This is a genomic window from Streptomyces sp. YKOK-I1 (assembly GCF_054660435.1).
This window is the reverse complement of the sequence record NZ_BAAGDR010000001.1, coordinates 3,993,507-4,019,174: the sequence shown is the minus strand read 5'-3', so window position 1 is coordinate 4,019,174 and position 25,668 is coordinate 3,993,507. Positions and strand designations below refer to the sequence as shown.

The 25,668-nt window shown below is 72.5% G+C and carries 20 protein-coding genes; 12 read left to right on the top strand and 8 right to left on the bottom strand.

Features of this window, described 5'->3' with window-relative positions:
* Positions 1–17 precede the first annotated feature (17 nt).
* Positions 18–887, top strand: a complete 870-nt coding sequence (locus ACYQ8Q_RS17410; RefSeq protein WP_460065961.1) for an acyl-CoA thioesterase — start codon at positions 18–20, stop codon at positions 885–887.
* Here the strand turns inward: ACYQ8Q_RS17410 and ACYQ8Q_RS17405 are convergent, their stop codons facing one another.
* Both ACYQ8Q_RS17405 and ACYQ8Q_RS17400 read right to left on the bottom strand, forming a co-directional pair.
* Positions 888–1,682 (bottom strand): phosphatase, encoded by a 795-nt coding sequence (locus ACYQ8Q_RS17405; protein ID WP_460065958.1) that lies wholly within the window; start codon positions 1,680–1,682, stop codon positions 888–890. It abuts the gene before it with no gap.
* A 62-nt stretch (positions 1,683–1,744) separates the two neighbouring features.
* Complete coding sequence (locus ACYQ8Q_RS17400) at positions 1,745–3,286, bottom strand: PucR family transcriptional regulator (RefSeq protein ID WP_460065956.1); 1,542 nt, start codon at positions 3,284–3,286, stop codon at positions 1,745–1,747.
* A gap of 109 nt (positions 3,287–3,395) precedes the next feature.
* On the opposite strand from ACYQ8Q_RS17400, the gene speB reads away from it, so the two are divergent.
* From speB to ACYQ8Q_RS17385, 3 genes are read left to right on the top strand one after another with little or no spacing between them, the layout of a single operon-like run.
* Positions 3,396–4,364, top strand: a complete 969-nt coding sequence (gene speB / locus ACYQ8Q_RS17395; RefSeq protein WP_460065953.1) for an agmatinase — start codon at positions 3,396–3,398, stop codon at positions 4,362–4,364.
* Positions 4,361–6,046, top strand: a complete 1,686-nt coding sequence (locus tag ACYQ8Q_RS17390; protein ID WP_460065952.1) for a thiamine pyrophosphate-binding protein — start codon at positions 4,361–4,363, stop codon at positions 6,044–6,046. The genes speB and ACYQ8Q_RS17390 overlap by 4 nt, the downstream gene beginning before the upstream one ends.
* A gap of 15 nt (positions 6,047–6,061) precedes the next feature.
* Entirely contained in the window at positions 6,062–6,925 is an 864-nt protein-coding gene (locus ACYQ8Q_RS17385; RefSeq protein WP_460065950.1) for a GNAT family N-acetyltransferase, read from the top strand.
* Positions 6,926–6,937: 12 nt separating this feature from the next.
* On the opposite strand, the gene ACYQ8Q_RS17380 is transcribed toward ACYQ8Q_RS17385, so the two are convergent.
* The 3 genes from ACYQ8Q_RS17380 to ACYQ8Q_RS17370 all read right to left on the bottom strand — a co-directional run bounded on the left by ACYQ8Q_RS17380 (position 6,938) and on the right by ACYQ8Q_RS17370 (position 11,050).
* Positions 6,938–7,603, bottom strand: a complete 666-nt coding sequence (locus tag ACYQ8Q_RS17380) for a DUF7691 family protein (protein ID WP_460065949.1) — start codon at positions 7,601–7,603, stop codon at positions 6,938–6,940.
* 92 nt (positions 7,604–7,695) lie between these two features.
* On the bottom strand, positions 7,696–8,502 hold the full coding sequence (locus ACYQ8Q_RS17375; RefSeq protein ID WP_460065947.1) for an endonuclease I family protein: 807 nt from the start codon (positions 8,500–8,502) through the stop codon (positions 7,696–7,698).
* Positions 8,503–8,713: 211 nt separating this feature from the next.
* The gene (locus tag ACYQ8Q_RS17370) at positions 8,714–11,050 is read right to left on the bottom strand and encodes a mannosyltransferase YkcB-related protein (RefSeq protein WP_460065945.1); all 2,337 of its coding nucleotides are present in this window, start codon (positions 11,048–11,050) and stop codon (positions 8,714–8,716) included.
* Positions 11,051–11,204: 154 nt separating this feature from the next.
* On the opposite strand from ACYQ8Q_RS17370, the gene ACYQ8Q_RS17365 reads away from it, so the two are divergent.
* The 5 genes from ACYQ8Q_RS17365 to ACYQ8Q_RS17345 all read left to right on the top strand — a co-directional run bounded on the left by ACYQ8Q_RS17365 (position 11,205) and on the right by ACYQ8Q_RS17345 (position 19,034).
* Positions 11,205–12,059, top strand: a complete 855-nt coding sequence (locus tag ACYQ8Q_RS17365) for a serine hydrolase (protein WP_460065944.1) — start codon at positions 11,205–11,207, stop codon at positions 12,057–12,059.
* Positions 12,060–12,118: 59 nt separating this feature from the next.
* Positions 12,119–13,147, top strand: a complete 1,029-nt coding sequence (locus tag ACYQ8Q_RS17360; RefSeq protein ID WP_460065941.1) for an esterase-like activity of phytase family protein — start codon at positions 12,119–12,121, stop codon at positions 13,145–13,147.
* Positions 13,148–13,240: 93 nt separating this feature from the next.
* Positions 13,241–16,960: an ABC transporter ATP-binding protein gene (locus ACYQ8Q_RS17355; RefSeq protein WP_460065939.1), complete on the top strand. Its 3,720-nt coding sequence runs from the start codon at positions 13,241–13,243 to the stop codon at positions 16,958–16,960.
* A 202-nt stretch (positions 16,961–17,162) separates the two neighbouring features.
* Entirely contained in the window at positions 17,163–17,513 is a 351-nt protein-coding gene (locus tag ACYQ8Q_RS17350; protein ID WP_460065936.1) for a hypothetical protein, read from the top strand.
* Positions 17,514–17,615: 102 nt separating this feature from the next.
* A complete protein-coding gene (locus tag ACYQ8Q_RS17345) occupies positions 17,616–19,034 on the top strand; it encodes a S28 family serine protease (protein WP_460065933.1) in 1,419 nt (472 codons plus the stop codon).
* A 3-nt stretch (positions 19,035–19,037) separates the two neighbouring features.
* On the opposite strand, the gene ACYQ8Q_RS17340 is transcribed toward ACYQ8Q_RS17345, so the two are convergent.
* Together ACYQ8Q_RS17340 and ACYQ8Q_RS17335 are read right to left on the bottom strand one after the other, a co-directional pair.
* Positions 19,038–20,771, bottom strand: coding sequence for a glycoside hydrolase family 3 protein (locus ACYQ8Q_RS17340; protein ID WP_460065930.1), 1,734 nt, complete (start codon positions 20,769–20,771; stop codon positions 19,038–19,040).
* 118 nt (positions 20,772–20,889) lie between these two features.
* The gene (locus ACYQ8Q_RS17335) at positions 20,890–21,807 is read right to left on the bottom strand and encodes a LysR family transcriptional regulator (protein ID WP_460065928.1); all 918 of its coding nucleotides are present in this window, start codon (positions 21,805–21,807) and stop codon (positions 20,890–20,892) included.
* An 88-nt stretch (positions 21,808–21,895) separates the two neighbouring features.
* Between ACYQ8Q_RS17335 and ACYQ8Q_RS17330 the strand changes: the two genes are divergently transcribed.
* From ACYQ8Q_RS17330 to ACYQ8Q_RS17320, 3 genes are read left to right on the top strand one after another with little or no spacing between them, the layout of a single operon-like run.
* The gene (locus ACYQ8Q_RS17330; RefSeq protein ID WP_460065924.1) at positions 21,896–22,828 is read left to right on the top strand and encodes an EamA family transporter; all 933 of its coding nucleotides are present in this window, start codon (positions 21,896–21,898) and stop codon (positions 22,826–22,828) included.
* Positions 22,829–22,832: 4 nt separating this feature from the next.
* On the top strand, positions 22,833–24,068 hold the full coding sequence (gene aroA / locus ACYQ8Q_RS17325; protein ID WP_460065921.1) for a 3-phosphoshikimate 1-carboxyvinyltransferase: 1,236 nt from the start codon (positions 22,833–22,835) through the stop codon (positions 24,066–24,068).
* On the top strand, positions 24,065–24,703 hold the full coding sequence (locus ACYQ8Q_RS17320; RefSeq protein WP_460065917.1) for a GNAT family N-acetyltransferase: 639 nt from the start codon (positions 24,065–24,067) through the stop codon (positions 24,701–24,703). The genes aroA and ACYQ8Q_RS17320 overlap by 4 nt, the downstream gene beginning before the upstream one ends.
* Before the next feature lie 13 nt (positions 24,704–24,716).
* Here ACYQ8Q_RS17320 and ACYQ8Q_RS17315 read toward each other — a convergent pair whose 3' ends face one another.
* On the bottom strand, positions 24,717–25,652 hold the full coding sequence (locus ACYQ8Q_RS17315; protein ID WP_460065914.1) for a LysR family transcriptional regulator: 936 nt from the start codon (positions 25,650–25,652) through the stop codon (positions 24,717–24,719).
* Positions 25,653–25,668 lie beyond the last annotated feature (16 nt).

Sequence of the window (25,668 nt, the reverse complement as noted above, 5' to 3'; positions counted from 1 at the left end):
CGGTACAACTAGAAGCCATGAGTCAGGCACTTCAGGATCTCCTCGATCTGCTCGACCTCGAGCAGATCGAGGAGAACATCTTCCGCGGCCAGTCCCGCTCCGCCGTCGTCCCCCGGGTCTTCGGGGGACAGGTGGCGGCGCAGGCGCTGGTCGCCGCCGGGCGTACGGTCCCCGCCGACCGGCACGCCCACTCCCTGCACGCGTACTTCCTGCGCATGGGCGACCCGGGCGCGCCCATCGTCTACAACGTCGAGCGGATCCGCGACGGCCGCTCCTTCACCACCCGCCGCGCGGTCGCCGTCCAGCACGGCCGGCCGATCTTCGCGCTGTCGGCGTCCTTCCAGTCGTACGAGGAGGGCCTCGACCACCAGGCCCCCATGCCGCCCGCCCCCGACCCCGAGACGGTCCCCACCGGCCAGGAACGGCTGCGCGGCTACGACCATCTCGACCCCGCGGTCGTCGAGCGGTTCCTGGAGGCCCGTGAGGCGATCGACCTGCGGTACGTCGACGACCCGCCCTACGGCAGGTTCGGCGAGCCGCGCGAACCGCACAGCCAGGTCTGGTTCCGCACCAACGGCAAGCTCGCGGACGACCCGCTGCTGCACGTCGTCCTCGCCACCTACGTCTCCGACATGACCCTCCTCGACTCCATCCTGCTCGCGCACGGGCGCGGCGGCTGGGCCGTCGGGGACGTCGTCGGGGCCTCCCTGGACCACGCGATGTGGTTCCACCGCCCGTTCCGCGCCGACGAGTGGCTGCTCTACGACCAGGAGTCGCCGTCCGCGTCCGGCGGACGCGGCCTCGGCCAGGCCCGCATCTACACGCAGGACGGACAACTCGCGGTCTCGGTGATCCAGGAGGGCGTGGTCCGCGTCCCGAGGGCCTAGCTAGCCCTCCTCGAGCCCGGCCTCCGCCAGCAGGTACGCGACCATCAGGTCGTAGTGGCGCGCGTTGGGCACATGGTCGTCGAGGGGGACCGCCACCTGTACGGTTCCCTCGGCCTCCGCGAGGAACAGCGCCGGGTCGTTGCAGTCGGCGTACCCGACGGAGTCCACGCCGTGCTGTCCGGCGTACCCCGCCCAGCCGTGGTCGGCGACCACCAGATCCGGCAGCGGGCGGCCCGTCAGCTCCAGCGCGGTGAGGATCGCCTTCATCGGCGCGCCCGAGTGGGTGTGCCACAGCGTCGCCCCGTGCTCCAGCACCGCCACCCCGGCGACCTGCCAGACGTACCCCTCGTCCGTCTGGAGCCCCTCCGGGATCTTCACGATCTCGCAGCCGGCCGCCCGCAGCGCGGCGGAGGTCTCGTGGTGCACATCCAGCAGACCGCCCGGGTGACCGGTCGCGAACAGCACCCGCTGCCGCCCCTCGGCGGCCTTGCGCAGCCGCGCCGCCATCCGGTCCAGACCGTCCACGGTCAGCTCCGGGTCGATGGTGTCCTGGCCGTAGCGGTGCTCGGCGTCGTCGTTGACCCCCACCCGCTCCGCCATCACCGCGAGCACGTCCTGCTCGTCCGTCCAGCGGTCGCCGAGTTCCAGACCGAACCAGTAGTTCCGGTTGCCGTTCGCGAGCTGGCGGTAGTGGGAGAGGTTGTTCTCGCGCGGCGTGGCGACCTCACCCGCGATACGGGTTCTGACGAGGTGGTCGACGAGTTCGGCGCGGCTGGGGGTCCCGGGTATCGGCATGGTCCCCATTGTGGGGCAGCGGACTGTGGCCGTCGTCACCGTTCCGGGCGCTGGGACATGCGTCACTGGTCGATCACGCGCAGGGCGAACCACAGCTCCGCCCGGACGTCCGGGTCGTCCAGATCCGTCCCCAGCAGGCTCGCGCAGCGGGCCATCCGCTGACGGACCGTGTTGCGGTGCACGGCGAGGGCGACGGCCGTTCTGTCCCAGCTGCCGTGCAGGGAGAGCCAGGTGCGGAGGGTTTCCTTCAGGGCCGGGGTCGCGGCGAGGGGGGCCAGGAGGGCGCGGGCGTGTTCCTCGGCTTCTCCTGGGGGGAGCAGGGAGGTGAAGGCCTTGGGGGGTGTGTGGCGGGCCACGGGGGTGCGGGTCGCGCGGGCGCGGGCCAGGGCGCGGGACGCTTGCGCGTCGGCTGTGGCGAGGTGGTGGGCGGGTGCGCTGTCGCTGATGCCGAGGGTCCAGCCGGGCTGGGGTTCGGGGGTGCGGTCGGCTGGTACGAGGATGCGGACGGCGTCGGGTGTGAGGTCTATGAGGGGGGAGCCGAGGGCTGCGCCCAGTGTGGTGGCGGAGAGCTGGTCCGGCGCGTGCGGGTGCGTTGTGGCTGGCCGCGCCCCGCGGCGGAGCCGCATATCGACAGGGCCCCGCGCCCCGGAGCTGGCCTCCTCCCGTCGCTCAGAAGGCGAGGCGTGTACCACGTACCACCGGTCGCCGCTGCCCAGCAGTGGTGCCACCTCCTCCGGCGCCGCCCCCAGCAGCAGTCTGACCAGGGCCGACGTGCGGGCCGTTGCCGAGCCCGTCTCCTGGGCGCCGGTCAGGAGGGTCAGCAGGACCGCCGCCACCTGGGCGATGGTGTGGTCGCCGGGTGTGTGGGTGGGGGTGGCCACCGTCAGGACGAAGTCCTGGCTCAGGGCGTAGGCCGTGAGGTGGGTGCCGGTGGGCGTGGTGGCGCTGGCGGTGGCGGAGGCGCGGGCGGTGAGCCGGTGGGCCAGGTCGGACAAGGAGCCGTCGGTGTCCGACGGACCGCCCGCCGTCGCGATCTCACTGCCCTCCGGGCCGTACAGGACGGCCCTGCCCCCGATCCGCTGGGCCAGCCGGCGCAGGACGGACGGGACCGGGTCGGGGCGGGCGGCGGCCGCGGCGAGGCTCTGCTGGGCCTCGGTGACACGGCGTAGTTCGGCGGTGCGGGCGCGTTCCATGAGCTGCCAGACCGCGCGGGCCACGGTCGCGAACGTCGTCCGGGGCGGGACCTCGACCAGGGGGAGGCCATGGGTGTCGCAGGCCGCGATCAGCGCGCGCGGCACGATGTCGTGCACCGGCGCCACCCCGAAGCCGAGGGCGGCCCCGCCCGCCGCCGTGATCCGGGAGACGTAGGCGTCGAAGTACGGGCCCGGGTCGGCCGTCGACGGAATGTGCACCCCGGCCGTCAGCAGCAGCTCACCGCCCAGCAGATACGGGTACGGGTCGGCCATCTCCGAGGTGTGCGCCCCGTGCAGGACCGTACCGGCGTCGACGGGCCCGGCGATCTGCCGCAGCGCCAGGTCCTCGCGGGCCAGCAGCGCGGCGAGCGGGACCGGTGGGGTGAGGGGGACCGCGGGTTTCTCGGACATGGTGTGCGTTCCCTCCATTTCCTGGACGCCGTATGGATGAAACGTACGCTTCGCGGCCGTCGGTCGGCCACCTACCGTGGAGACACCCCCAGAAAGAAGGCCTGTGACCATGAGCGGCAACGACACGCCTCGCGGACCCGTCGACTCCTCCCGTATCCCGCGGTACGCCGGACCCGCGACCTTCGCCCGGCTGCCCCGCCTCGACGAGGTCGGCCGCGCCGACGTGGCCGTGGTCGGTGTGCCGTTCGACTCGGGTGTCTCCTACCGGCCGGGCGCCCGCTTCGGCGGCAACGCGATCCGTGAGGCGTCCCGGCTGCTGCGCCCCTACAACCCGGCGCAGGACGCCTCCCCCTTCGCCCTCGCGCAGGTCGCGGACGGCGGAGACATCGCGGTGAACCCGTTCGACATCAACGAGGCCGTCGAGACGGTCGAGGCCGCGGCGGACGACCTGCTCGGCACCGGGGCCCGGCTGATGACGCTGGGCGGCGACCACACCATCGCGCTGCCCCTGCTGCGGTCCGTGGCGAAGAAGCACGGCCCGGTCGCGCTGCTGCACTTCGACGCCCACCTCGACACCTGGGACACCTACTTCGGGGCCGAGTACACGCACGGCACGCCGTTCCGCCGGGCGGTGGAGGAGGGCATCCTCGACACCGAGGCCCTCTCGCACGTCGGCACCCGCGGCCCCCTCTACGGCAAGCAGGACCTCACCGACGACGAGAAGATGGGCTTCGGCATCGTCACCTCGGCGGACGTCTACCGGCGCGGCGCCGACGAGGTCGCCGACCAGCTCCGGCAGCGCATCGGCGACCGGCCGCTGTACATCTCCATCGACATCGACTGCCTGGACCCGGCGCACGCCCCCGGCACCGGCACCCCCGAGGCCGGCGGTATGACCTCCCGCGAGCTGCTGGAGATCCTGCGCGGACTCGCCTCCTGCAACCTGGTCTCCGCCGACGTCGTCGAGGTGGCCCCCGCGTACGATCACGCGGAGATCACGTCGGTGGCCGCGTCCCACACGGCGTACGAACTGACCACGATCATGTCCCGTCAGATTGCCGAGGCCCGCGCGAAGTGACCCACGACCACGACCTGGTGCTCCGCCCGACGGCCGCGCAGACGGAGGCCGCACTCAACCCTCCCCCCGGCCGCATCGGCGGAGACCTCGTCGTGGAGACCCTGGCCGCGCTCGGCGCGACCACGGTCTTCGGGCTGCCCGGCCAGCACGCGCTGGGCGTGTTCGACGCCCTGCGCCGCTCCTCCCTGCGGTACGTCGGTCTGCGGGTGGAGAACAACGCGGGTTTCGCCGCGGACGGCTACGGCCGGATCACCGGGGAGGCCGCCCCGCTGCTGCTGTCGACCGGGCCGGGCGCGCTGACCTCGCTCGCCGCGCTGCACGAGGCGGCCTCCGCCTCCGCGCCGGTGCTGGCGATCAGCAGCCAGATCCCGACGGCGGGACTGGGCGGCGGCCGCCACGGCTATCTTCACGAACTCCCGGACCAGGCGGCGTCCTTCCGGGGGGTGGTGAAGTCGGTCCACACGGTCCGCAGCGCGTCCCAGATCCCCTCGGCCGTCGCGGCGGCCTGGACGTCGGCGCTGACGGCCCCGCACGGCCCGGTGTGGGTGGAGATCCCCCAGGACGTGCTGCTCGCACCGACGTCGATCCCCGTCGTCACCGGGGTGGACGCCTTCCCCGAGGACCTGCCGCCCCGCCCCGAACTGACCGCGGTGGCCGCCGACCTGCTCGCGCGCGCTGCCCGGCCGGCGATCATCGCGGGCGGGGGAGTGGTGCGCGCGGACGCCTCGGGCAAGCTGAGGCAACTGGCGGAGCGGATCCAGGCCCCCGTCGTCACGACCTACGGCGGCAAGGGCGCCTTCCCCTGGACGCATCCCCTGTCCCTGCGGTCCTGGCTGGAGGACCGGCACACCACGGACTTCCTGGAGGACGCCGACGTCCTGCTGGTGATCGGCTCGGGCCTCGGCGAACTCTCCTCGAACTACCACACGTTCACCCCGCGCGGCCGGGTCGTCCAGATCGAGGCCGACCTCGGCAAACTGGAGTCCAACCACCCGGCCCTCGGTATCCACGCCGACGCCCGGCTGGCCCTCCAGGCCCTGCTGGAGACGGTGGACCGACGCGAGGACCCGGAGGCACCGGCCCGCGTACGGACCGTCCTGTCCCGTGTGTCGGAGCGCATCGCCTCCCAGGACCTCACCCTGGAGCAGGACCTGCTGACGTCGGTCAGAAGGGCCCTGCCGGCCGACTCCCCGTCCTTCTGGGACATGACGATCCTCTCCTACTGGGCCTGGTCCGCCTTCGACCCCGCGGGCCCCAACACCATGCACTCCGCCCAGGGCGCGGGCGGCCTCGGCTACGCCTACCCGGCGGCGCTCGGCGCGGCCGCCGCCGACCCCACCCGCCCGGTCCTCGCGGTCTCCGGCGACGGCGGCGCCCTCTACTCGATCGCCGAACTGGCGACGGCGAAGCAGTACGGCCTCCCCGTCACCTGGCTCATCGTCGACGACGGCGGCTACGGCATCCTCCGCGAGTACATGACGGACGCCTTCGGCGCCACCACCGGCACCGAACTGACCCGCCCCGACTACGTGGCCCTCGCCGAGTCCTTCGGCGTCCCGGCCCTGTCGACCTCCCCGGAGACCCTGGAGCAGGACCTGACCAAGTCCCTGACCACTCCCGGCCCTTCGGTGGTCGTTCTCCCGGCCCTGCTGCGGATGTTCGCCCCGACGCACCTCGGCTGAGGCATCCTGAGGGGCATGGACTGGGCTGACCTCTCTGACATGGATGTGCCGACCGTCGTGGACCTCTCCGTGCGCTGCCTGGCCGCGGACGGCGGACTCCCGGCCACCGCGTCCCCCGGGTACGTCGGGGGACGGTACGCGGGCCCGGGTGTCACAGCCGTCGGAGCCTTCCACGACGGCACCCTGGTCGCGGCGGGCTCGGTCCGCGAGGCCGGCGGCTCGATCGTGGTGACCGGCCAGGTCGACCCGTCCCATCGGGGCCGGGGGATCGGCACCGCCCTTCTCGACCGTCTGCTGGAGACGGCTCGGCGGCGGGCCGGCGATCTCCGCGTGGAGACGGAGTCACTGACCCCGCAGGCCGACGCCGTCTTCGGGGCACGCGGCCTGCGCCGGACGTTCGCGGAGGACGTCATGCGCCGCGACCTGTCGGCACCCTTCCCCCGGGTTCAGCCGCCGTCCGGTGTCGTCCTGGCCGAGTGGAGCGACGACAGTCAGCCGGAGTTCTTCGAGGCCTACCGCGTCTCCTTCGCCGACCGCCCCGGATTCCCCGGCTGGTCCCGGTCCCGGTGGACCGACTGGACGGCGGGCGACGACGACTTCCGCCCCCGGTACTCCCTGCTGGCCCGCTCGGCCGACGGCGCCCCGCTCGGCTTCGTCACCTGTGCCCGCGACTTCGTGATCCAGGTGGGCACGGTCCCGTCCTGGCGACGCCGTGGCCTCGGCCGCTGCCTCGCTCTCACGGCGCTCACCCGCATGCGGGCAGCCGGCGAGAACGAGGCCTTCCTCGACGTCAACGCCAACAACCCGGCGTCCGCGGCACTGTTCCGGAGCCTGGGCTTCCAGCCGCTCGCCCGAAGGGCCCGCTACGAACCGGCTTGAGCCAGGTGGGTCTCAGCCGAACCAGAAGAAGATCGTGTCGTCCCTGCGGCCCAGTCGGCGGGCCGTCTCCCACTCCTCCGCCTCGAACCGCATCAGCTCGGCGAACCGCCCCGCCGTCTCGGTGAACTCGCGGTCCAGCCGGTTCAGCACCCTCTCGTACGCCTCCGCCAGCAGCGCCGCCCGCTGGGCGGGCAGCACACCGATCTGCGGGACCGCGTCACCGGGGTGCGGCAGCCGCAGCGGCGGTCCGCTGAAGAGGAAGGTCGCGGGCAGGACCTCCCGCGGGACACCGTGCCGGGCGAGCTCGCTGTCCAGCATGAAGAACCAGGACGGCCGGCGCCACGTCCCGATGCCGATCGTGTCGGAGAAGTGCGGGGCCACGGCCTCGCGGAAGGCGTACGTGTAGGCCGGACACAGCTCCGCACGGGGCGGGCCGCCCTCGACGAGTTCCTCCAGCGCCCGCACGACCGACACCTGGAGGTCGATGCGCTCCTCCCGCAGTCGCGCGTCGGTCTTCTCGCACCGCTCGCGCACGAGGGCGAGCATCCGCTCCTGTTCCTGCGTCCGCTCCACCGCGGTGAGCAGCCGGATCACACCCCGCATGTCACCGGTGCTCATCTCCAGGCAGTAGCCCACTGGTTCGTTCCTCCCCGCTTCCACGCCCGCCCTGGTGATCATCACGACCATGATCCACCAAGACGCCCATGACACAGGGCCCTCCCGGGAACACTCCGGGAGGGCCCTGTGGCGGGGCTGTGGGATGCGGTGTCCTACCAGATCGCCTCGACCCACTCCGGGTGGTCGATGAACGGGTTGCGGTTGTGCTGGTAGGTGTCGTAGATGGCCTGGTTGCGCTTCTCCTCGAAGGCGCTCGGCGGGTCCGCCTCGTTCCACGCCTTGAGGACGGAGAGCTTGCCCATGTACGGGTTGCTGCCGTTGCTGACCTTCTCGTTGGGCTCCAGGTCGGCGAAGCCGTCGCCGCCGTCGTAGCGGACGGCCATGTACAGGATCATGCGGGCCACGTCGCCCTTGTCGGCGTCGCGCGGCTCGAAGGAGTCGGAGTCGACCTTGCTGCCGCCGCCGCCCGTGACCGTGCTGCCGCCGTTGTCGAAGTCCAGGTTGCCCCGGGTGCTGTTGACCTGGACGTCGCAGGCGCGCAGATGGTGCAGGTCGGTGCCGGGGCCGACCGACTCGCCGAAGTCGCCGTGGGACTTGGCCCAGGTGTGCTCACGGTTCCAGTCGCCGACGTCCCCGCCGTTGAGGGACTTGCTGCGCGAGACACCGCTGTACAGCAGGAGGACGTTGCTGCTGTTGTTCGGGTCCTGGTCGATGACCTTCAGCGCGTCCCAGACCGCGGAGTACGAGATCTTCGAGACGCCGGTGCTGATGATCGTGTGGAGGGACGACTTCAGGCTCGTACCCGTCTTGCCCACCGCGTTCTTGTAGTACGTCGAGTCGTACGCCGTCGTCGTCGCCGCGGCGGGGGTCGCGGTGAGCGCGGGCACGGTGAGGCCGACCAGGACGGCAGCGGTGCCAAGCGCCACCGACTTCCATCGGCGGATGCGTGTCGCCAGCATGTGGGGTGTCCGATCTACGCGGGTTGATTGGGGGCGGCAATCGGGAGCGTGACATGGACATGCGGCCGTGTAAATGGACTGTGCGTGTCCATTCGGTGACCGGAAACGGCAAATCGCCCCTCATCTACGCGAGTTGACTGTGTGTGAACCTACGAAAACGGCCCCTGACGGGATGTCAGGGGCCGTTCTGTACCGTACCGCTCAGCTCATGTCAGCTCACGTCGGACGGGTCCAGCCGGTAGATCGAGGAGCTGGAAGAGCTGGAAGAGCTGGAAGAGCTGGAGGTGCTCGACGAGTCGGACGACGAGCTGTACTCGCTCTCCTTCACCGCCGTCCCGTGCTTCTGCACCCACGTCGTCAGCTCCTGGTTCTGGCTGTTGTTGCCGCCCATCCCCATGCCGCCGCCGAGCTGGATGTAGTGCAGCTCGCCCTTCTTCACCAGCTCCTTGAGCCTGGCCAGGGTCATCGCGTTGTCCGAGCCGGTGAAGCCGAACATCGAGATGACGGGCTTGCCGGTGCTCAGGATCATCTGGCCCGCGCTCTGCGAGTTGGACACCGCGATCAGCCAGGTGGCGCCGTCCTGGTGCTTCTCCAGGTACGAGACGAGCTCGCTGTCGGCACCGCCCATACCGCCGCCGCCCATACCGCCGCCGCCCGTGCCGCCGCCGGGGCCACCACTCGTACCGCCGCCCGGAGCCGAACCGTTCTCGCCGCCACCCTGGGCGCCGCCGGGGAACTCCCCGTTCATGCCGCCCTGCTGACCGTCCTGCTGGCCGCCCTGCTGACCGTCCTGGCCACCGCCCGGCGCGCCGCTGGGAGCGCCGCCGCCCTGGGGAAGCTCCCCGTTGCCGCCGCCCGGAGTCATCTGGCCGTTGCCGCCGCCGGGGAACTCACCGCTCGCCTGGCCGCCGCCCTGCTGGGTACCGCCCGGCATCTGCCCACCGGGACCGCCGCTGCCGCCGTTGCCGCCGCCGAAGCCGCCCCGGCCGCCACCGCCGCCCATGCCGCCCCCCGTGGAGGGGCCGGCGGTCGGGTTGGTGCCGCCCATCATGCCGCTGGAGCTGCCGAAGGCGGGCGAGGCCGCGTACGCCGTGGGACCGGCGAGGGCCGCCACGACCGCCGCCGCGACGGACGCGCCGAGCAGCCGCAGCCGGGTGCCGGAGCTCGCGGACCGCAGCACGAACAGGCCCGCGATCGCCAGGACCATGAGCACGCCGATCACCGGCCACAGCCAGGTGTTCCAGCCGGTGGCCCGGCGCAGCAGCACGATCGCCCAGACGCCGGTCACGGCCAGCCCCGCGGGCAGCACCCACGACCAGCGGACGTCACCGCCGCGGAAGGCGCGCCACAGCATGACCCCGCCGCCGCCGGTGAGCGCCGCGATGCCCGGGGCGAGCGCGGTCGTGTAGTAGGGGTGCATGGTGCCCTCGGCGAGGGCGAACGTGAAGTAGTGCAGCACGGTCCAGCCGCCCCACAGGACCAGCGCGGCCCGTGTCAGGTCGGTGCGCGGGGCGCGCCCGCACAGCACGAGCCCGGCCACGAGCGCGATGCCCGAGAAGGGGATCAGCCAGGAGATCTGGCCGCCGAGGATGTCGTTGAACATCCGCCCGACGCCCGCCGTTCCGGCGAAGGTGCCGCCTCCACCGCCACCTCCGCCGCCGTTGCCCTCACCGCCGAGGACGCGGCCCAGGCCGTTGTAGCCCATGATCAGGTCCCAGGCGCTGCCGTCGGTCGAACCGCCGATGTAGGGCCGGTCGTCGGCGGGCACGAGGGACACGGCGGTCGCCCACCAGAAGCTGGAGACGGCCAGTGCCACGGCCGCGAGGGCCAGGTTGACGGCCTTCTTCTTCCAGCCGAGCTTCGAGGCGTAGACGTACACGGCGAAGACGGCCGGCAGGGCGATGTAGCCCTGGAGCATCTTGGTGTTGAACGCGAGGCCGAAGCACACCGCCGAGCCGATGAGCGGCAGCAGCCGGTCGTCGCGCGTGGCGCGCAGCGCGAGGGCCGCGCCGCCCACCATCAGCAGCACGAGGACGGTGTCGGGGTTGTTGTCGCGGTTGATGGCGACGGTGATGGGCGTCAGCGCGAGCACGAGGGCGGCGATCGTGGCCGCGGCATGCCCGAACACCCGCTTCACGGAGGAGTGCAGGATCCAGATCGTGCCGAGCGCCGCCCCGATCTCCGGCGCCATCATCTGCCAGGTGCCGAAACCGAAGATCCGGCAGGACAGGCCCATGACCATGAGCGCGAACGGCGGCTTGTCGACGGTGATGAAGTTCCCGGCGTCGAGCGAGCCGAAGAACCACGCCTCCCAGCTCTTCGTACCGCTGTAGATGGCGGCGCTGTAGAAGCTGTTGAGGCTGTTGCCCGACAGGTTCCAGCCGTAGAGCACCGCCGCCAGGACCAGGATCGCGAGCAACGCGGGCAGGGACCAGCGCGGCGCCTTGTCCGGTGGGGGCGCCGCGGGGGCCGTCTCGGACGGCGTCGGCGGCGGCCAGTCGGGGGACACGGTCTCGTGCGGGGGGAGTGGATCGGTGGCAGATGTCACTCTTCGCATGCTGTACGTCCGTTGTGGGCGGCCGCTGTGCCGGACCTGGCCGCAGCCTGTGAAGACTCACAGGGGCCGGTAACGGGTTGCCCACGCTTTGCCCAATCCCTGCGACTCGTACAACCATTCGCCCGAACTGGTGAGTCAACAGGGCATGACTCACCGGACTCCCAGACGCAGCAGGGTGCTGGCCGCCACCGCCCTCGGCACCGGCGTCCTCCTCACCGGCGTGGCCACCGCCGCGCCCGCCACGGCCGTCACACCCGCCGTCAGCTGTACGTCCAGCAAGGCGGCGCTGGCCACCAAGTTGAAGAGGGACATCACGGCGGCCCTCGCCAACCGCAAGGGCACCGTCGCGGTCGGGCTCTACGACCGCTCCACCAAGACGACCTGCACCCTGCGGGCCTCCACCGCCTACGACTCCGCCAGCGTCGTCAAGGTGACCGTGCTCGCCACCCTGCTGTGGGACGCGCAGAAGACGGACCGGGCGCTCACCAGCACCGAGAAGTCGCTCGCCACCAAGATGATCACCCAGTCGGACAACACCTCCACCTCCACCCTGTGGCGGCAGCTCGGTCTGACGAAGATCAAGGGTTTCCTGGCCGCCGCCGGGATGACCCAGACCAAGCCGGGCGCGAACGGCTACTGGGGCCTGACCCAGATCACCGTGACCGACGAGCAGAAGCTGCTCAAGCTGATCACCGCCTCGAACACGGTCCTCACCACCGCCTCGCGCTCCTACATCAGCACGCTGATGGGCAAGGTCATCTCCTCGCAGCGCTGGGGCACCCCCTACGGCCGGCCCTCGAACGTCACCTGGCACGTCAAGAACGGCTGGCTCTCCCGGGCCACGCACGGCTGGCGCGTCCACAGCGTCGGCACCTTCAAGGGCGGCGGCCACGACTACATGATCACCGTCCTCACCCAGGACAACAGCACCATGAACTACGGCATCACGACCATCCAGGGCGTCGCGAAGGTCATCCACAAGGACCTCGCCGCGTTGTAGGGCCTGCTCTTCAACGAGTTGCCCCCCGCACGTCACCGACCGGTCCTACGGTGACGCCCATGCGCCTGCGAACCGTACTCGCCACCCTCACCGCCGGCCTGGCGGCGGCCGCCACCCTCACCGCCGCCGGGCCCGCGCACGCCGACGACCCGGCCGCCCACGCCTGTTCGCCCGCGGTCCTTCTGGACCGCTTCTCCGACGCCCTCGACAAGACGACGTACGACGGCACCTTCGTCGGGAACCTCTCCGCCCTCGCGCTCGACCGGGACGGCTCCCTCGCCGCCCTCTCCGACCGCTCCTCCCTCTTCGACCTGGACGCCCGCACCCTCGCCCCGCGCAAGGCCGTCGCGCTCGCCGACGAGAACGGCGCCGCGCTCGACTCCGAGGGCCTCGTGATCGACCGGGACGGCACCCGGCTCATCACCTCCGAGACCGAGCCGTCCATCCGCCGCTACGGCACCGACGGCACGATCCTCGACCGTCTCCCCGTGCCCGCCGCCCTCCTCGTCGCCCCCGCCGGCCGCGCGACCGCCAACCAGACCTTCGAGGGCCTGACCCTCCTCCCCGGCGGCCGCACCCTCCTCGCCTCGATGGAGTACGCGATCTCCGGCGACACCGCGGGGATCGTCCGCTTCCAGACCTGGCGGCGCACGAAGGGCGACCACTTCACGCCGTCGGCCCAGTACGCCTACCGCACCGACGCCCCCTTCCTCGGCGTCCCCGAGGTGCAGGCCCTCCCCGACGGCCGCCTCCTCGTCCTGGAGCGCGGCTACACCGCCGGCGTCGGCAACACGGTCCGCCTCTACCTGGCCGACCCCCGCCACGCCACGGACACGAGCGCCGTCGACGCGCTCACCGGCCAACCGGACGTCCGCCTGATCAAGAAGACCCTCCTCACCGACCTCGTGACCTGCCCCACCCTCGGCGCGACCGCCAGGCAGCCCCAGCCGAACCCCCTCCTGGACAACATCGAGGGCATGGTCGTCACGGGCCACGAGAAGGGCACGTACCGGGTCCTCCTGGTGAGCGACGACAACCAGAACGCGACCCAGACGACCCGCTTCTCTTACCTCCGGGTACGGGTCTGACCACTCGCTCGGTTTGTTGCGGTGGGATGAAATCCCCCGCCGTCGGTGTTGGTGCCTTCCGGTAGAGCAGGTCTGTGATCGGAGGGCTCCGGCGTGAGCGGAAAACAGGGTTGGGCACGGCGGCTGGCCGGATACGCCTGGCGGTATCCGAAGGACGTCGTGCTGGCCCTCGCCTCCTCCCTCGCCGGCATGGCCGTGATGGCCCTCGTCCCCCTGGTCACCAAGGTGATCATCGACGACGTCGTCGGCGCCCACACCCGCGACATGGCCCCCTGGGCGGGCCTGCTGATCGTCGCCGCGCTGCTCGTCTACGTCTCCACCTACGTCCGCCGCTACTACGGCGGCCGCCTCGCCCTCGACGTCCAGCACGACCTCCGCACGGAGATGTTCGAGACGATCACCCGGCTCGACGGCCGCCGTCAGGACGAGCTGTCCACCGGCCAGGTCGTCGGACGGGCCACCAGCGACCTCCAGCTGATCCAGGGCCTGCTGTTCATGCTCCCCATGACCATCGGGAACCTCGCCCTCTTCGTGATCTCCCTCGTGGTGATGGCCTGGCTGTCCCTGCCGCTCACCCTGGTCGCCCTCGCGGTCGCCCCCGCCCTGTGGTGGATCGCGAAGCGCTCCCGCAGCCGGCTGCACCCCGCCACCTGGTACGCCCAGGCCCAGGCGGCGGCCGTCGCGGGCGTGGTCGACGGGGCCGTCAGCGGCGTCCGCGTGGTGAAGGGCTTCGGACAGGAGGAGCAGGAGACCGGCAAGCTCCGCGAGGTCGGCCGCCGGCTGTTCGCGGGACGCCTGCGCACCATCCGGCTGAACTCCCGCTACACCCCCGCCCTCCAGGCCGTCCCCGCCCTCGGCCAGGTCGCGATGCTGGCGCTCGGCGGCTGGCTGGCCGTCCGCGGGCACATCACGCTCGGCACGTTCGTCGCCTTCTCCACCTACCTCGCCCAGCTCGTCGGCCCGGTCCGCATGCTGGCGATGGTCCTCACCGTCGGCCAGCAGGCCCGCGCCGGCACCGAGCGCGTCCTGGAACTGATCGACACCGAGCCGTCGATGACGGACGGCACCAAGGACCTGCCCGCCGACGCGCCCGCGACCGTCGAGTTCGACGACGTCTCCTTCGGCTACGACGCCGACCACCCCGTCCTCGACGGCCTCAGCTTCGAGATCCGCCCGGGGGAGACCCTCGCGGTCGTCGGCTCCTCCGGCTCCGGAAAGTCGACGGTCTCCCTGCTCCTGCCGCGCTTCTACGACGTGACGCGCGGCGCCGTCCTGGTCGGCGGCCACGACGTCCGCGAGCTGACCCAGGACTCCCTGCGGGCCGCGATCGGCCTGGTCCCGGAGGACTCCTTCCTCTTCTCCGACACGGTCCGCGCCAACATCGCGTACGGCCGCCCAGGCGCCACCGACGAGCAGATCGAGGCCGCCGCCCGCGCCGCCCAGGCCGACCGGTTCATCGCCGAGCTGCCCGAGGGCTACGCCACCAGGGTCGGCGAGCACGGACTGACCCTCTCCGGCGGGCAGCGCCAGCGCGTCGCCCTCGCCCGCGCGATCCTCACCGACCCCCGTCTGCTGGTCCTCGACGACGCGACCTCGGCGGTGGACGCGGCCGTCGAGCACGAGATCCACGAGGCGCTGGGGCAGGTCATGCAGGGCCGCACGACCCTCCTCATCGCCCACCGCCGCTCCACCCTCAACCTCGCCGACCGCATCGCGGTCCTCGACGCCGGCCGGCTCGCCGACCTCGGCACCCACGAGGAGCTCCAGGAGCGCTCGGCGCTGTACCGGCGCCTGCTCACCGACCCCGACGAGCTGGGCGGCGTCTCGCCCGGCCACGCCCAGCCGGCCGAGGCCGCGCAGGACACCTCCGTACGCGACGAGCTGGACGCCGAGTTCGACGCCGAGCGCGGGGTGACGCCCCGGCTGTGGACCGGCGACCGTGAGCCGAAGGACACCGCGCTGGCGGGCATGCCGGCCACCCCCGAGCTGCTCGCCCAGGTGGAGGCGCTGCCGCCTGCCTCCGACACCCCGGACGTGGACGAGTCCCGCGCGGTCACCCCCGAGGAGTCGTACGGCCTGCGCCGGCTGCTGCGCGGCTTCGGAGCCCCGCTGCTGATCAGCCTCGCTCTGGTCGCGGTGGACGCCGGGATGGGACTGCTGCTGCCGATCATGATCCGGCACGGCATCGACGACGGCGTCAGCCGGCTCGCGCTCGGCGCGGTCTGGACGGCGTCGCTGCTCGCCCTGCTCGCGGTGGCCGTGCAGTGGGCGGCGCAGACCGGCGAGACCCGGATGACCGGCCGCACCGGCGAACGCGTCCTCTACAGCCTCCGGCTGAAGATCTTCGCCCAGCTCCAGCGCCTCGGGCTCGACTACTACGAGCGCGAGCTGACCGGCCGGATCATGACCAGGATGACGACGGACGTCGACGCCCTCTCCACCTTCCTCCAGACCGGCCTGGTCACGGCCTTCGTCTCGGTCGTCACCTTCTTCGGGATCATGGTCGCGCTGCTGGTGATCGACCTCCAGCTGGCCCTGGTCGTCTTCGCGACGCTGCCGCCGCTGATCGTCGCCACGTACTTCTTCCGCAAGGCGAGCGTGAAGGCGTACGAGCTGGCCCGTGAGCGGGTGTCGGTGGTCAACGCCGACCTCCAGGAGTCGGTGTCCGGGCTGCGGATCGTGCAGGCCTTCCGGCGCGAGCGGGACGGCGGGGCGCGGTTCGCCGAGCGCAGCGACAGCTACCGCCAGGCCCGGATCCGGGGGCAGTGGCTGATCTCGATCTACTTCCCGTTCGTCCAGCTGCTGTCGTCGGTGGCCGCCGCGGCGGTGCTGATCGCGGGCGCGGGCCGGGTGGACGCGGCGACGCTGACGACCGGCGCCCTGGTCGCGTACCTGCTGTACATCGACCTGTTCTTCGCCCCGGTGCAGCAGCTCTCCCAGGTCTTCGACGGCTACCAGCAGGCGACCGTATCCCTGGGCCGGATCCAGGAGCTGCTGCGGGAGCCGACCTCCACCCGGTCGGCCGACGCGCCGCTGGAGGTCCCCTCCCTGCGCGGCGAGATCGCCTTCGAGAACGTGCGCTTCGCGTACGGCACGGAGGAGGAGGCGCTCGGCGGCATCGACCTGCGCGTCCCCGCCGGACAGACGGTCGCCTTCGTCGGCGAGACCGGCGCCGGGAAGTCGACCCTGGTCAAGCTGGTGGCCCGGTTCTACGACCCCACCGACGGCCGGGTCACGGTCGACGGCACCGATCTGCGCTCCCTGGACATCACCGCGTACCGCCACCGGCTGGGGGTCGTCCCCCAGGAGGCGTATCTCTTCCCCGGCACCGTCCGGGACGCGATCGCCTACGGCCGCCCGGACGCCACGGACGCGGAGGTCGAGGCGGCCGCGCGGGCGGTCGGCGCCCACGAGATGATCGCCACCCTCGACGGCGGCTACCTCCACGACGTCGCCGAACGCGGCCGCAACCTCTCCGCCGGCCAGCGCCAGCTCATCGCCCTGGCCCGCGCGGAGCTGGTCGACCCGGACATCCTGCTCCTCGACGAGGCCACCGCCGCCCTGGACCTGGCGACGGAGGCCCAGGTCAACCAGGCCACCGACCGTCTGGCGGGCCGTCGTACCACGCTGGTCGTCGCCCACCGCCTGACCACCGCCGCGCGCGCGGACCGGGTGGTCGTCATGGACCACGGCCGGGTCGTGGAGGACGGCACCCACGACGAGCTGCTCGCCCTCGACGGACGCTACGCCCGGCTGTGGCGGACCTTCGTCGGCGCGGCCGAACCGGAGGAGCCCGTCGGCGCGTCCCGCTGACGGCCGTGCAACCTCCGGCGCGTCCCGGGCGTCCGTACATCAGTACGGCAAGCGCGTGTACGACACGTGGAGGTACGGCACGTGGGCGTGGCATCGCGTACGGCGAACGTGGGAGGGGTCGGGGACCGTGGGCAAAGACGCGCGGGGTGGGCCGGGTGCACGGGGTGCACGGGGTGCGCTGAGGCGACGGCTGGCGGTCGGGATGGCCCTGCTGACCGCCTCCGGGCTGCTGGCGCTCGCGGCGCCGGGCGAGGCCGGGGCCGCGTCCGCGCGCTGCGAGGGGCGCAAGGTGAGGACCCTGACCTTCACCACCGGCTATGTGAACGTCTACAAGCGCAACGGCACCGTCTGCGCCATGACCTTCCAGAAGAACCCCGGCCGGGACCGGCGCATGACGGTCAGCGTGCAGGCGCGCGGTCTCGTCCCGGTGCCCGCCGCGGGGGTGCGCCCCCGCAGCATCGGACCGGTGCAGACCCACGCCGGACACCGCTGCGTACGGGTGAAGGGCTCCGTCGGCACCGGCTCGGTCAGCACGGGCTGGATCCTCTGCTGACCCCCGCGCTCGCCCCGTGAATCCCAACGCCCCCTGGTGCGACGGGTGTTGACCCGGATAGCTTCCGGATCACATCTGTCTCACAGGGAAGGGTGCACGCGCATGCGCAAGGCGCTCAGATGGCTGCTGGCCCTCACCGTGCTCATAGGCACGCTGAGCACGGCGGGGGCGGCCACCGCTGCCGAGCCGGACCCCGGCGGCACGGACATCAAGGACCGGCTTCTCTCCGTCCCGGGCATGAGCCTGATCCAGGAGAAGCCGTATCCGGGCTACCGCTACTTCGTCCTGAACTACACCCAGCCGGTCGACCACCGGAACCCGTCCGCCGGCACCTTCCAGCAGCGGATCACCGTGCTGCACAAGGACGTCAGCCGCCCCACGGTCTTCTACACCGGTGGCTACAACGTCTCCACCACCCCCAGCCGCCGTGAGCCGACCCAGATCGTCGACGGCAACCAGGTCTCCATGGAGTACCGCTTCTTCACCCCGTCCCGCCCCGACCCGGCCGACTGGACCAAGCTGGACATCTGGCAGGCGGCGAGCGACCAGCACCGCATCTTCACGGCCCTGAAGAAGATCTACCCCGAGAACTGGATCTCCACGGGCGGCTCCAAGGGCGGTATGACCGCGACGTACTACGAGCGTTTCTACCCCAGGGACATGGACGGCGTGGTGGCCTATGTCGCCCCCAACGACGTCGTGAACGACGAGGACTCGGCCTACGACCGCTTCTTCGCCACGGTCGGCACCAAGGAGTGCCGCGACCGGCTGAACGCGGTGCAGCGCGAGGCGCTGGTGCGCCGCGCGCCGCTGGAGAAGAAGTACGAGGCCTACGCGGCGGAGAACGGCTACACGTTCACCACCGTCGGCAGCCTGGACCGCGCCTACGAGGCCGTCGTCCTGGACTACGTCTGGGGCTTCTGGCAGTACAGCCTGCTCGCGGACTGCGACACGATCCCCGCGGACGCGGCCACCGCCACCGACGACGAGATCTGGACGTCCATCGACACGATCTCGGGCTTCTCGTTCTACACGGACCAGGGCCTGGAGCCGTACACCCCGTACTACTACCAGGCGGGCACCCAGCTCGGAGCGCCCACCATCCACTTCCCGCACATCGAGAAGAAGTACATCCGTTACGGCTACCAGCCCCCGCGCAACTTCGTCCCGCGCGCGATCCCGATGACGTTCCAGCCCCGGGCCATGCGCGACGTCGACACCTGGGTGAAGCACCACGCCCACCACATGCTCTTCGTCTACGGCCAGAACGACCCCTGGGGCGCGGAACGCTTCCGTCTCGGCAAGGGCGCGAAGGACTCCTACGTCTTCACGGCCCCCGGCCTCAACCACGGCGCGAACGTGGCGGGCCTGACGGCCGACGAGAAGACCCTCGCCACCGCCCGCGTCCTCTCCTGGGCGGGCGTCCCGGCCTCCGCCGTCACCGCGGCGAAGCCACTGGCGACGTTCGACGCGAAGCTGGACGTCCGCGACGTGGAACGGGAGCCGACCCTGCGCCCCTGACGCCTAGTACGTGAGTCCGTGCCCCAGGGGATACAGCACCCGTGCCGGATCGTCCGCCCGTGGCACCGGCACCGGGAGCCTCCCCTGCGGCCCGGCCGCCCCCGCGATCACCCGGGCGGCGGCGCGCAGTTCGACGTCGGCGTACGGGTTGCGCACGGCGACCGCCACCACCGGGCGGCCGGTCGCCGTCAGCCGTTCGACCAGGGTGCGCTGGGGGCTCGCGGCGGTGACGTTGTACGTCGCGACGACCACCGCGTCCGCCGCGCCCGCGGCCGTCACCGCCCGCTCGATCGTCCCGGCGGACGGGTCCGTCCCGGTGGACAGCGCCGTCGCCGTGAAACCGAGGGCCGTGAGGGCGTCGGCCAGGACGGCGGTGGGCGGGCCCGTGGTGCCGGTCGGGGAGGCCGGATCGGCGCCCAGGACGAGGAGCCGGGGGTGTGCCCGGGGCGAGAGCGGCAGCAGCGGACCCTCGTTGACCAGCAGGGTCGTCGTCCGTACGGCGATCCGGTCGGCCTCGGCCAGATGACCGGGGCGGCCCACCACCCGGCCGACGGCGTCGGGATCGGCGTACGGCTCGGCCAACAGCCCCAGCTTCTCCTTCAGCCGCAGGATCCGCAGCACCGACGCGTCGAGCCGCTCCTCGGTGAGTTCCCCGTCCTGTACGGCCTTCAGGACCGCGCCGTGCGCGAGGGCGAGGTCGGGCGGGTCGAGGAGCTGGTCGACGCCCGCCTTCAGGGCGAGCACCGGCACCCGGTCGTCGCCGTACTTCGTGCGGACGCCCGCCATCCCGAGGGCGTCGGTGACCACGACCCCGTCGTAGCCGAGGCGTTCGCGCAGGATGCCGGTGATGATGGGACGGGAGAGGGTGGCCGGGTCGCCGGAGTCGTCGAGGGCGGGGACCAGCAGATGGCCCGTCATGATCGCGTCGACGCCGGCCGCGATCGCCGCGCGGAAGGGGACCGCGTCCAGCCGCTCCCAGACCTCGCGGGTGTGGGTGATGACCGGGAAGCCGGTGTGGCTGTCGACGGCGGTGTCCCCGTGCCCCGGGAAGTGCTTGGCGGTGGCCGCGACCCCGGCTTCCTGACAGCCCCGCACCTCCTCGGCGACCAGGGCGGCCACCGCGTCGGGATCGGCGCCGAACGAGCGGACGCCGATCACCGGGTTGGCCGGGTTCACGTTCACGTCGGCCACGGGGGAGTAGTTCTGCCGGACGCCCATCGCGCGCAGTTCGAGCCCGGCGATCCGGGCGAGGACGCGGGCGTCGGTCCGGGAGCCGCCTGCCCCGAGGGCCATCGCGCCGGGGAAGAGGGTGGCCGGCCTGCCGATGCGGCAGACGATGCCGTGCTCCTGGTCGGTGGAGATCAGTACGGGCACACCGCGCGGCTGCGCGAGCGCGGCGCGCTGGATGCCGTCGGACAGCTCGGCGATCCGGCGCGGGTCGCGGGTGTTGTGCGCCCAGGTGAAGTAGACGATCCCGCCCACGTGGTACGTCGCGACCAGCTCGGCGGCGGTGCGGACGCCGAGTTCCGCCAGGTTGGCGTCGGCGTCGGCCGGGTCGGGCTCGGTCGCCGAGTGGCCGTACACCCGGGCCACGAAGAGCTGGCCGGCCTTCTCCGCCAGGGTCATCCGGGACAGCAGGGCGGCCGGGCGGTCGTCGTCCGCCCGGGCCGCACCGCCGACGGCGAGCGCGGCGGTGACGCCCGCGCCGGCGGCGAGGACGGAACGTCGGGAGGGCATGGGCGCGCTCCTTCACGGGGTGGGGGGTGAGGGGAGGGCTGGGGCGCACGCTACCCGCGCGGGCGCCGCCATCGGCGCATTGGACGGGGGCGCGCCGACGACGGCCCGCTCGTGGTGTTCATGCCCGCTCATGGGCCGACACCCTCGGCCACCACTCCCGCAGCACCCGTACCGTCTCCGCGATCGCCGGCCGCCGGGCCGCCCCCGAGCGCCACACCGCGTACAGCCGGCGTACCGGCATCGGGTCGAGCGGGACCTCCACCACCCCCGGGGGCAGCGGACCGCGTCCGAGCCGGGGGATCAGGGCGACCCCGAGGCCGGCCGCGACCAGCGCGACGAGGGTGGGATTCTCCTCGGCGGTGTGCACCAGGTCCGGCTCGTGCCCCGCGGCGCGCATCGTGCGCACCAGCCAGTCGTGGCAGACCCGGCCCGGCGGCTGGCCGACCCACCGCTCGCCGCCCAGCTCCTCCCGCCGTACGGCCGTACGGCCCGCGAAGGGATGGCCCGCGGGGACCAGCAGGTCGCACAGGTCGTCCCCGATCACCGCGTGCTCCACACCGGCCGGCGCGGGCAGCGGGGCGATGTCCCAGTCATGGGTGACGGCGAGGTCCATGGCGCCCTTGGCGACCAGGTCCACCGACAGATGCGGATCGATCTCGGCGAGCCGGGTGTCCAGGGCCGGGTGGGTGCGGGCGAGGTCCGCGAGGACGGGGGGCATCAGGCCGCGCGCCGCCGAGGCGAACGCGGCGACGGTGAGCCGCCCGGCCGGCACCCCGCGCCGCTCCTCCAGCTCGGTCTCGGCCCGCTCGACGATCGCCATCAACTCCTTTGCTGTGGCGGCAAGTTGAAGTGCCTCGTCGGTGAGTCGGACACCCCGTCCCTCGCGCTCCAGCAGGACCGTCCGGGTCTCCCGCTCCAGCTTGGCGATCTGCTGGGAGACGGCGGACGGGGTGTAGCCGAGCGCGGCGGCCGCGGCGCCGACGGTGCCGTGGACGGAGACGGCGTGCAGGGCGCGCAGTCGCTGGAGATCGAGCACCAGACCCTCCGGTGATTAGCGTTGCTTCATCCAATCGTGCAGCAGACATCGCTGGTGCTTAACGATCCTGGCGGGTGATCCTCGACGCATGCGACCCGCCCACATCGCCCTCGCCGTGCTCGTCGCGGCCGTCTGGGGCGTCAACTTCACCGTCGTCGAGATCGGCCTCGGCCACTTTCCGCCGCTGCTCTTCTCGGCCCTGCGCTTCCTGGTGGCCGCCCTGCCCGCGGTGTTCCTCGTCGGCCGGCCGAAGGTGGCGTGGAAGTGGATCGTGGCGGTGGGCCTGGTGCTCGGTGTGGCGAAGTTCGGCCTGCTGTTCGTCGGCATGGACGCGGGCATGCCGGCCGGTCTGTCCTCGCTCGTCCTGCAGGTCCAGTCGGTGTTCACGGCGGCCGTCGCCTTCGCCGTCCTCGGTGAACGCCCCACCCGGCTGCGGCTGCTGGGCATGGCCGTGGCCCTCGCCGGCATCGGCGTCGCGGCGGCGGACGAGGGGACCTCGGGCCCACTCGGCGCGTTCGCGCTGGTCATCGCGGCCGCCGCCTGCTGGGGCGTCTCCAACGTCCTCACCCGCAAGGCGTCCCCGCCGGACTCCCTGAACTTCATGGTCTGGGTGAGCACGGTCCCGGTCCTGCCCCTGCTTGGCCTGTCCCTTCTGACGGAGGGCCCGTCGCGGGACCTGGCCGCCCTGCGCGCCCTCGACTGGCAGGGCGCCGGCACGGTCGTCTACGTCGCCTGGGTCACCACCGTCTTCGGCTTCGGCGCCTGGGGCCGGCTCCTGCGCCGCCACCCCGCCTCCACCGTGGCGCCCTTCTCCCTCCTGGTCCCCGTCTTCGGCATGTCGTCGGCGGCCCTGTTCCTCGGCGAGCCGGTCAGCGGCCTGCGCTGGTGCGCGGCGGCCCTCCTGGTGGGCGGGGTGGCCCTGACCTCACTGGCACCGGCCAGGACGCCTCGCGTACCCGGTCCGTCCGTCGTCCATCTCGTGGACTTGCCCACACCCGGGGGTTCGCGCACGGGATCATGAGGGCATGGCCCTCGTCGACATCCCCGGTTCCAAGTCCATCACCGCCCGTGCCCTGTTCCTCGCGGCCGCCGCCGACGGTGTCACCACCCTTCAGCGGCCCCTGCGTTCGGACGACACGGAGGGCTTCGCCGAAGGGCTGGCCCGGCTCGGCTACCGCGTCGGCCGCACCCCGGACAGCTGGCAGGTCGACGGCCGCCCCCAGGGCCCCGCCGTCGCCGAGGCCGACGTCTACTGCCGGGACGGCGCGACGACCGCCCGCTTCCTGCCCACCCTCGCCGCGGCCGGCCACGGCACCTACCGCTTCGACGCCTCGCCCCAGATGCGCCGCCGCCCCCTGCTCCCGCTCACCCGCGCCCTGCGCGACCTCGGCGTGGACCTGCGGCACGAGGAGGCCGAGGGCCACCACCCGCTCACCGTCGCCGCGCACGGCGTCGAGGGCGGCGAGGTGGTGCTGGACGCCGGCCAGTCCTCCCAGTACCTGACCGCGCTCCTGCTGCTGGGCCCGCTCACCCGCACCGGCCTGCGCATCACCGTCACCGACCTGGTCTCCGTGCCGTACGTGGAGATCACGATCGCGATGATGCGGTCCTTCGGCGTGGAGGTCGCCCGCGAGGGCGACACCTACGTCGTCCCGCCGGGCGGCTACCGCGCCACCACCTACCCGATCGAACCCGACGCCTCCACCTCCAGCTACTTCTTCGCGGCGGCCGCGCTCACCGGCGGCGAGGTCACCGTGGCCGGCCTCGGCGAGGGCGCCCTCCAGGGCGACCTGGGCTTCGTGGAGGTGCTGCGCCGGATGGGCGCGCGGGTGGAGATCGGCGCGGACCGCACCACCGTCACGGGTACCGGCGAACTCCACGGCGCCACCGTGAACATGCGGGACATCTCCGACACCATGCCGACCCTCGCCGCGATCGCCCCCTTCGCCTCGGGACCAGTGCGCATCGAGGACGTCGCCAACACCCGCGTGAAGGAGTGCGACCGCCTCGACGCCTGCGCGGAGAACCTGCGCCGGCTCGGCGTGGACGTGGCCACCGGCGAGGACTGGATCGAGATCCGGCCGGGGGCGCCGAGCGGCGCGGAGATCAAGACGTACGGCGACCACCGCATCGTCATGTCCTTCGCGGTGACCGGCCTGCGCACCCGCGGAATCTCGTTCGACGACCCGGGCTGCGTCCGCAAGACTTTCCCGGGTTTCCACGAGGCGTTCGCGCGGTTGAAGGGGGAGATCGTCGGGTGAGTTCCGTACTGCGGGGGCCGGTGCTCCAGGGCACGCTGGTGCGCCTGGAGCCGCTGGAGAGGCGGCACGCGGCGGGGCTGGCGGTGGCGGCGGAGGAGAACCGGGGGACGTACGGCTTCACCCAGGTCCCGCGGGGCGAAAGGATCGCCTCCTACCTCGACGAGAAGCTCGACGCCGCCGCGTCCGGCCGACTCGTGCCCTTTGCGCAGGTGTCCCTCGTCTCCGGTCGCGCGGTCGGCGTCACCGGGTACTGCGAGCCGCGCCGCTGGCGGTCGGACGACCAGCTGGACGCCGTCGAGATCGGCTTCACCTGGCTGGCGGCTTCCGCCCAGGGCACGGGCATCAACGCGGAGGCCAAGCTGCTGCTGTTCCGCCACGCCTTCGAGGAGTGGGGCGTCTCCCGTGTCGACCTCAAGACCGACGCGCGCAACGACCGCTCCCGCGCGGCGATAGCGCGTGTGGGCGCCCGCTTCGAGGGCGTCCTGCGTAACTGGTCGATCTCACGGGCCCCGGGGGAGGACGGCCTCCTCCGCGACTCCGCGATCTTCGCGATCACGGCCGAGGAGTGGCCCGGGCGGCGCGAGGCGCTGGAGCGCCGGGTGGCGGCCTTCCGGACGGCGGCCGCCACGCGCTGAACCGCGCCCCGGATCAGCCGAGGGCGGCTGCCGCCGCCGCCCGCAGCTCCTCCCGTACGGCGCCCAGCACGGGATCCCCCTCCGACCCCGCCCGTACGGCGACGAAGACGTTCCGCGACGGGGGTTCGCCCTCGGCGGGGCGCAGGACCGGCGCGCGCCGGACGTGGACGGAGCGCACCAGCCGGGGCACGAGCGCCACCCCCGCCCCCGCCTCCACCAGGGCGGCCACGGCGGCCCAGTCGTCGACGGCGTGCCGGATGTCGGGAGTGAATCCGGCCGCCGCGCACACGGAACGGGTCACCGCACCGCAGCAGCTCGCCGGGTCGCCGACGATCCACACCTCCCTGGCCAGTTCCCGCAGGGGCACCTCGGCGCGGTCCGCGAGCCGATGGCCGGGCGGGAGGGCGATGTCGAGGACGTCGGTGAGGAGGTCCTCGCGGCTGTAGCGGGGGTCGGTGTGCGGGGGCACGGCGGCGAAGTCGACCGCCACGGCGACATCGAGCTGCCCGGCGTCGAGCGCGGTGAACAGATCCGGCGGCTGGGCCTCGACGACATCGACCCGCAGCTGCGGCAGCCGCTCGCGCAGGCCGCGCAGCACGGTGGGCAGCAGCCCCAGGATGCCGCTGGAGAAACAGCCGACGGTCACCGTGCCCCGGCCTCCGTCGGAGTACGCCGAGAGATCGGCGCGGGCCCGCTCCAGCTGGGCGGCGATGACATCGGCGTGGGCGAGGAGGACCCGGGCCTGGCCGGTGAGCCGTACGCCTCTGCCGTCGCGTTCGGTGAGGGGGACGCCCAGGTCGCGGGCGAGGGCGGCGAGTTGCTGGGAGATCGCCGAAGGGGTGAGATGCAGGGCCTGGGCGGTCAGCGCGAGGCTGCCGCGGCGCTGGAGTTCGCGCAGGACGGTGAGGCGGCGCAGATCGAAAGTGAAGGCGTTGCTTAACGGTTCCACCGCGGAAGATTAACTG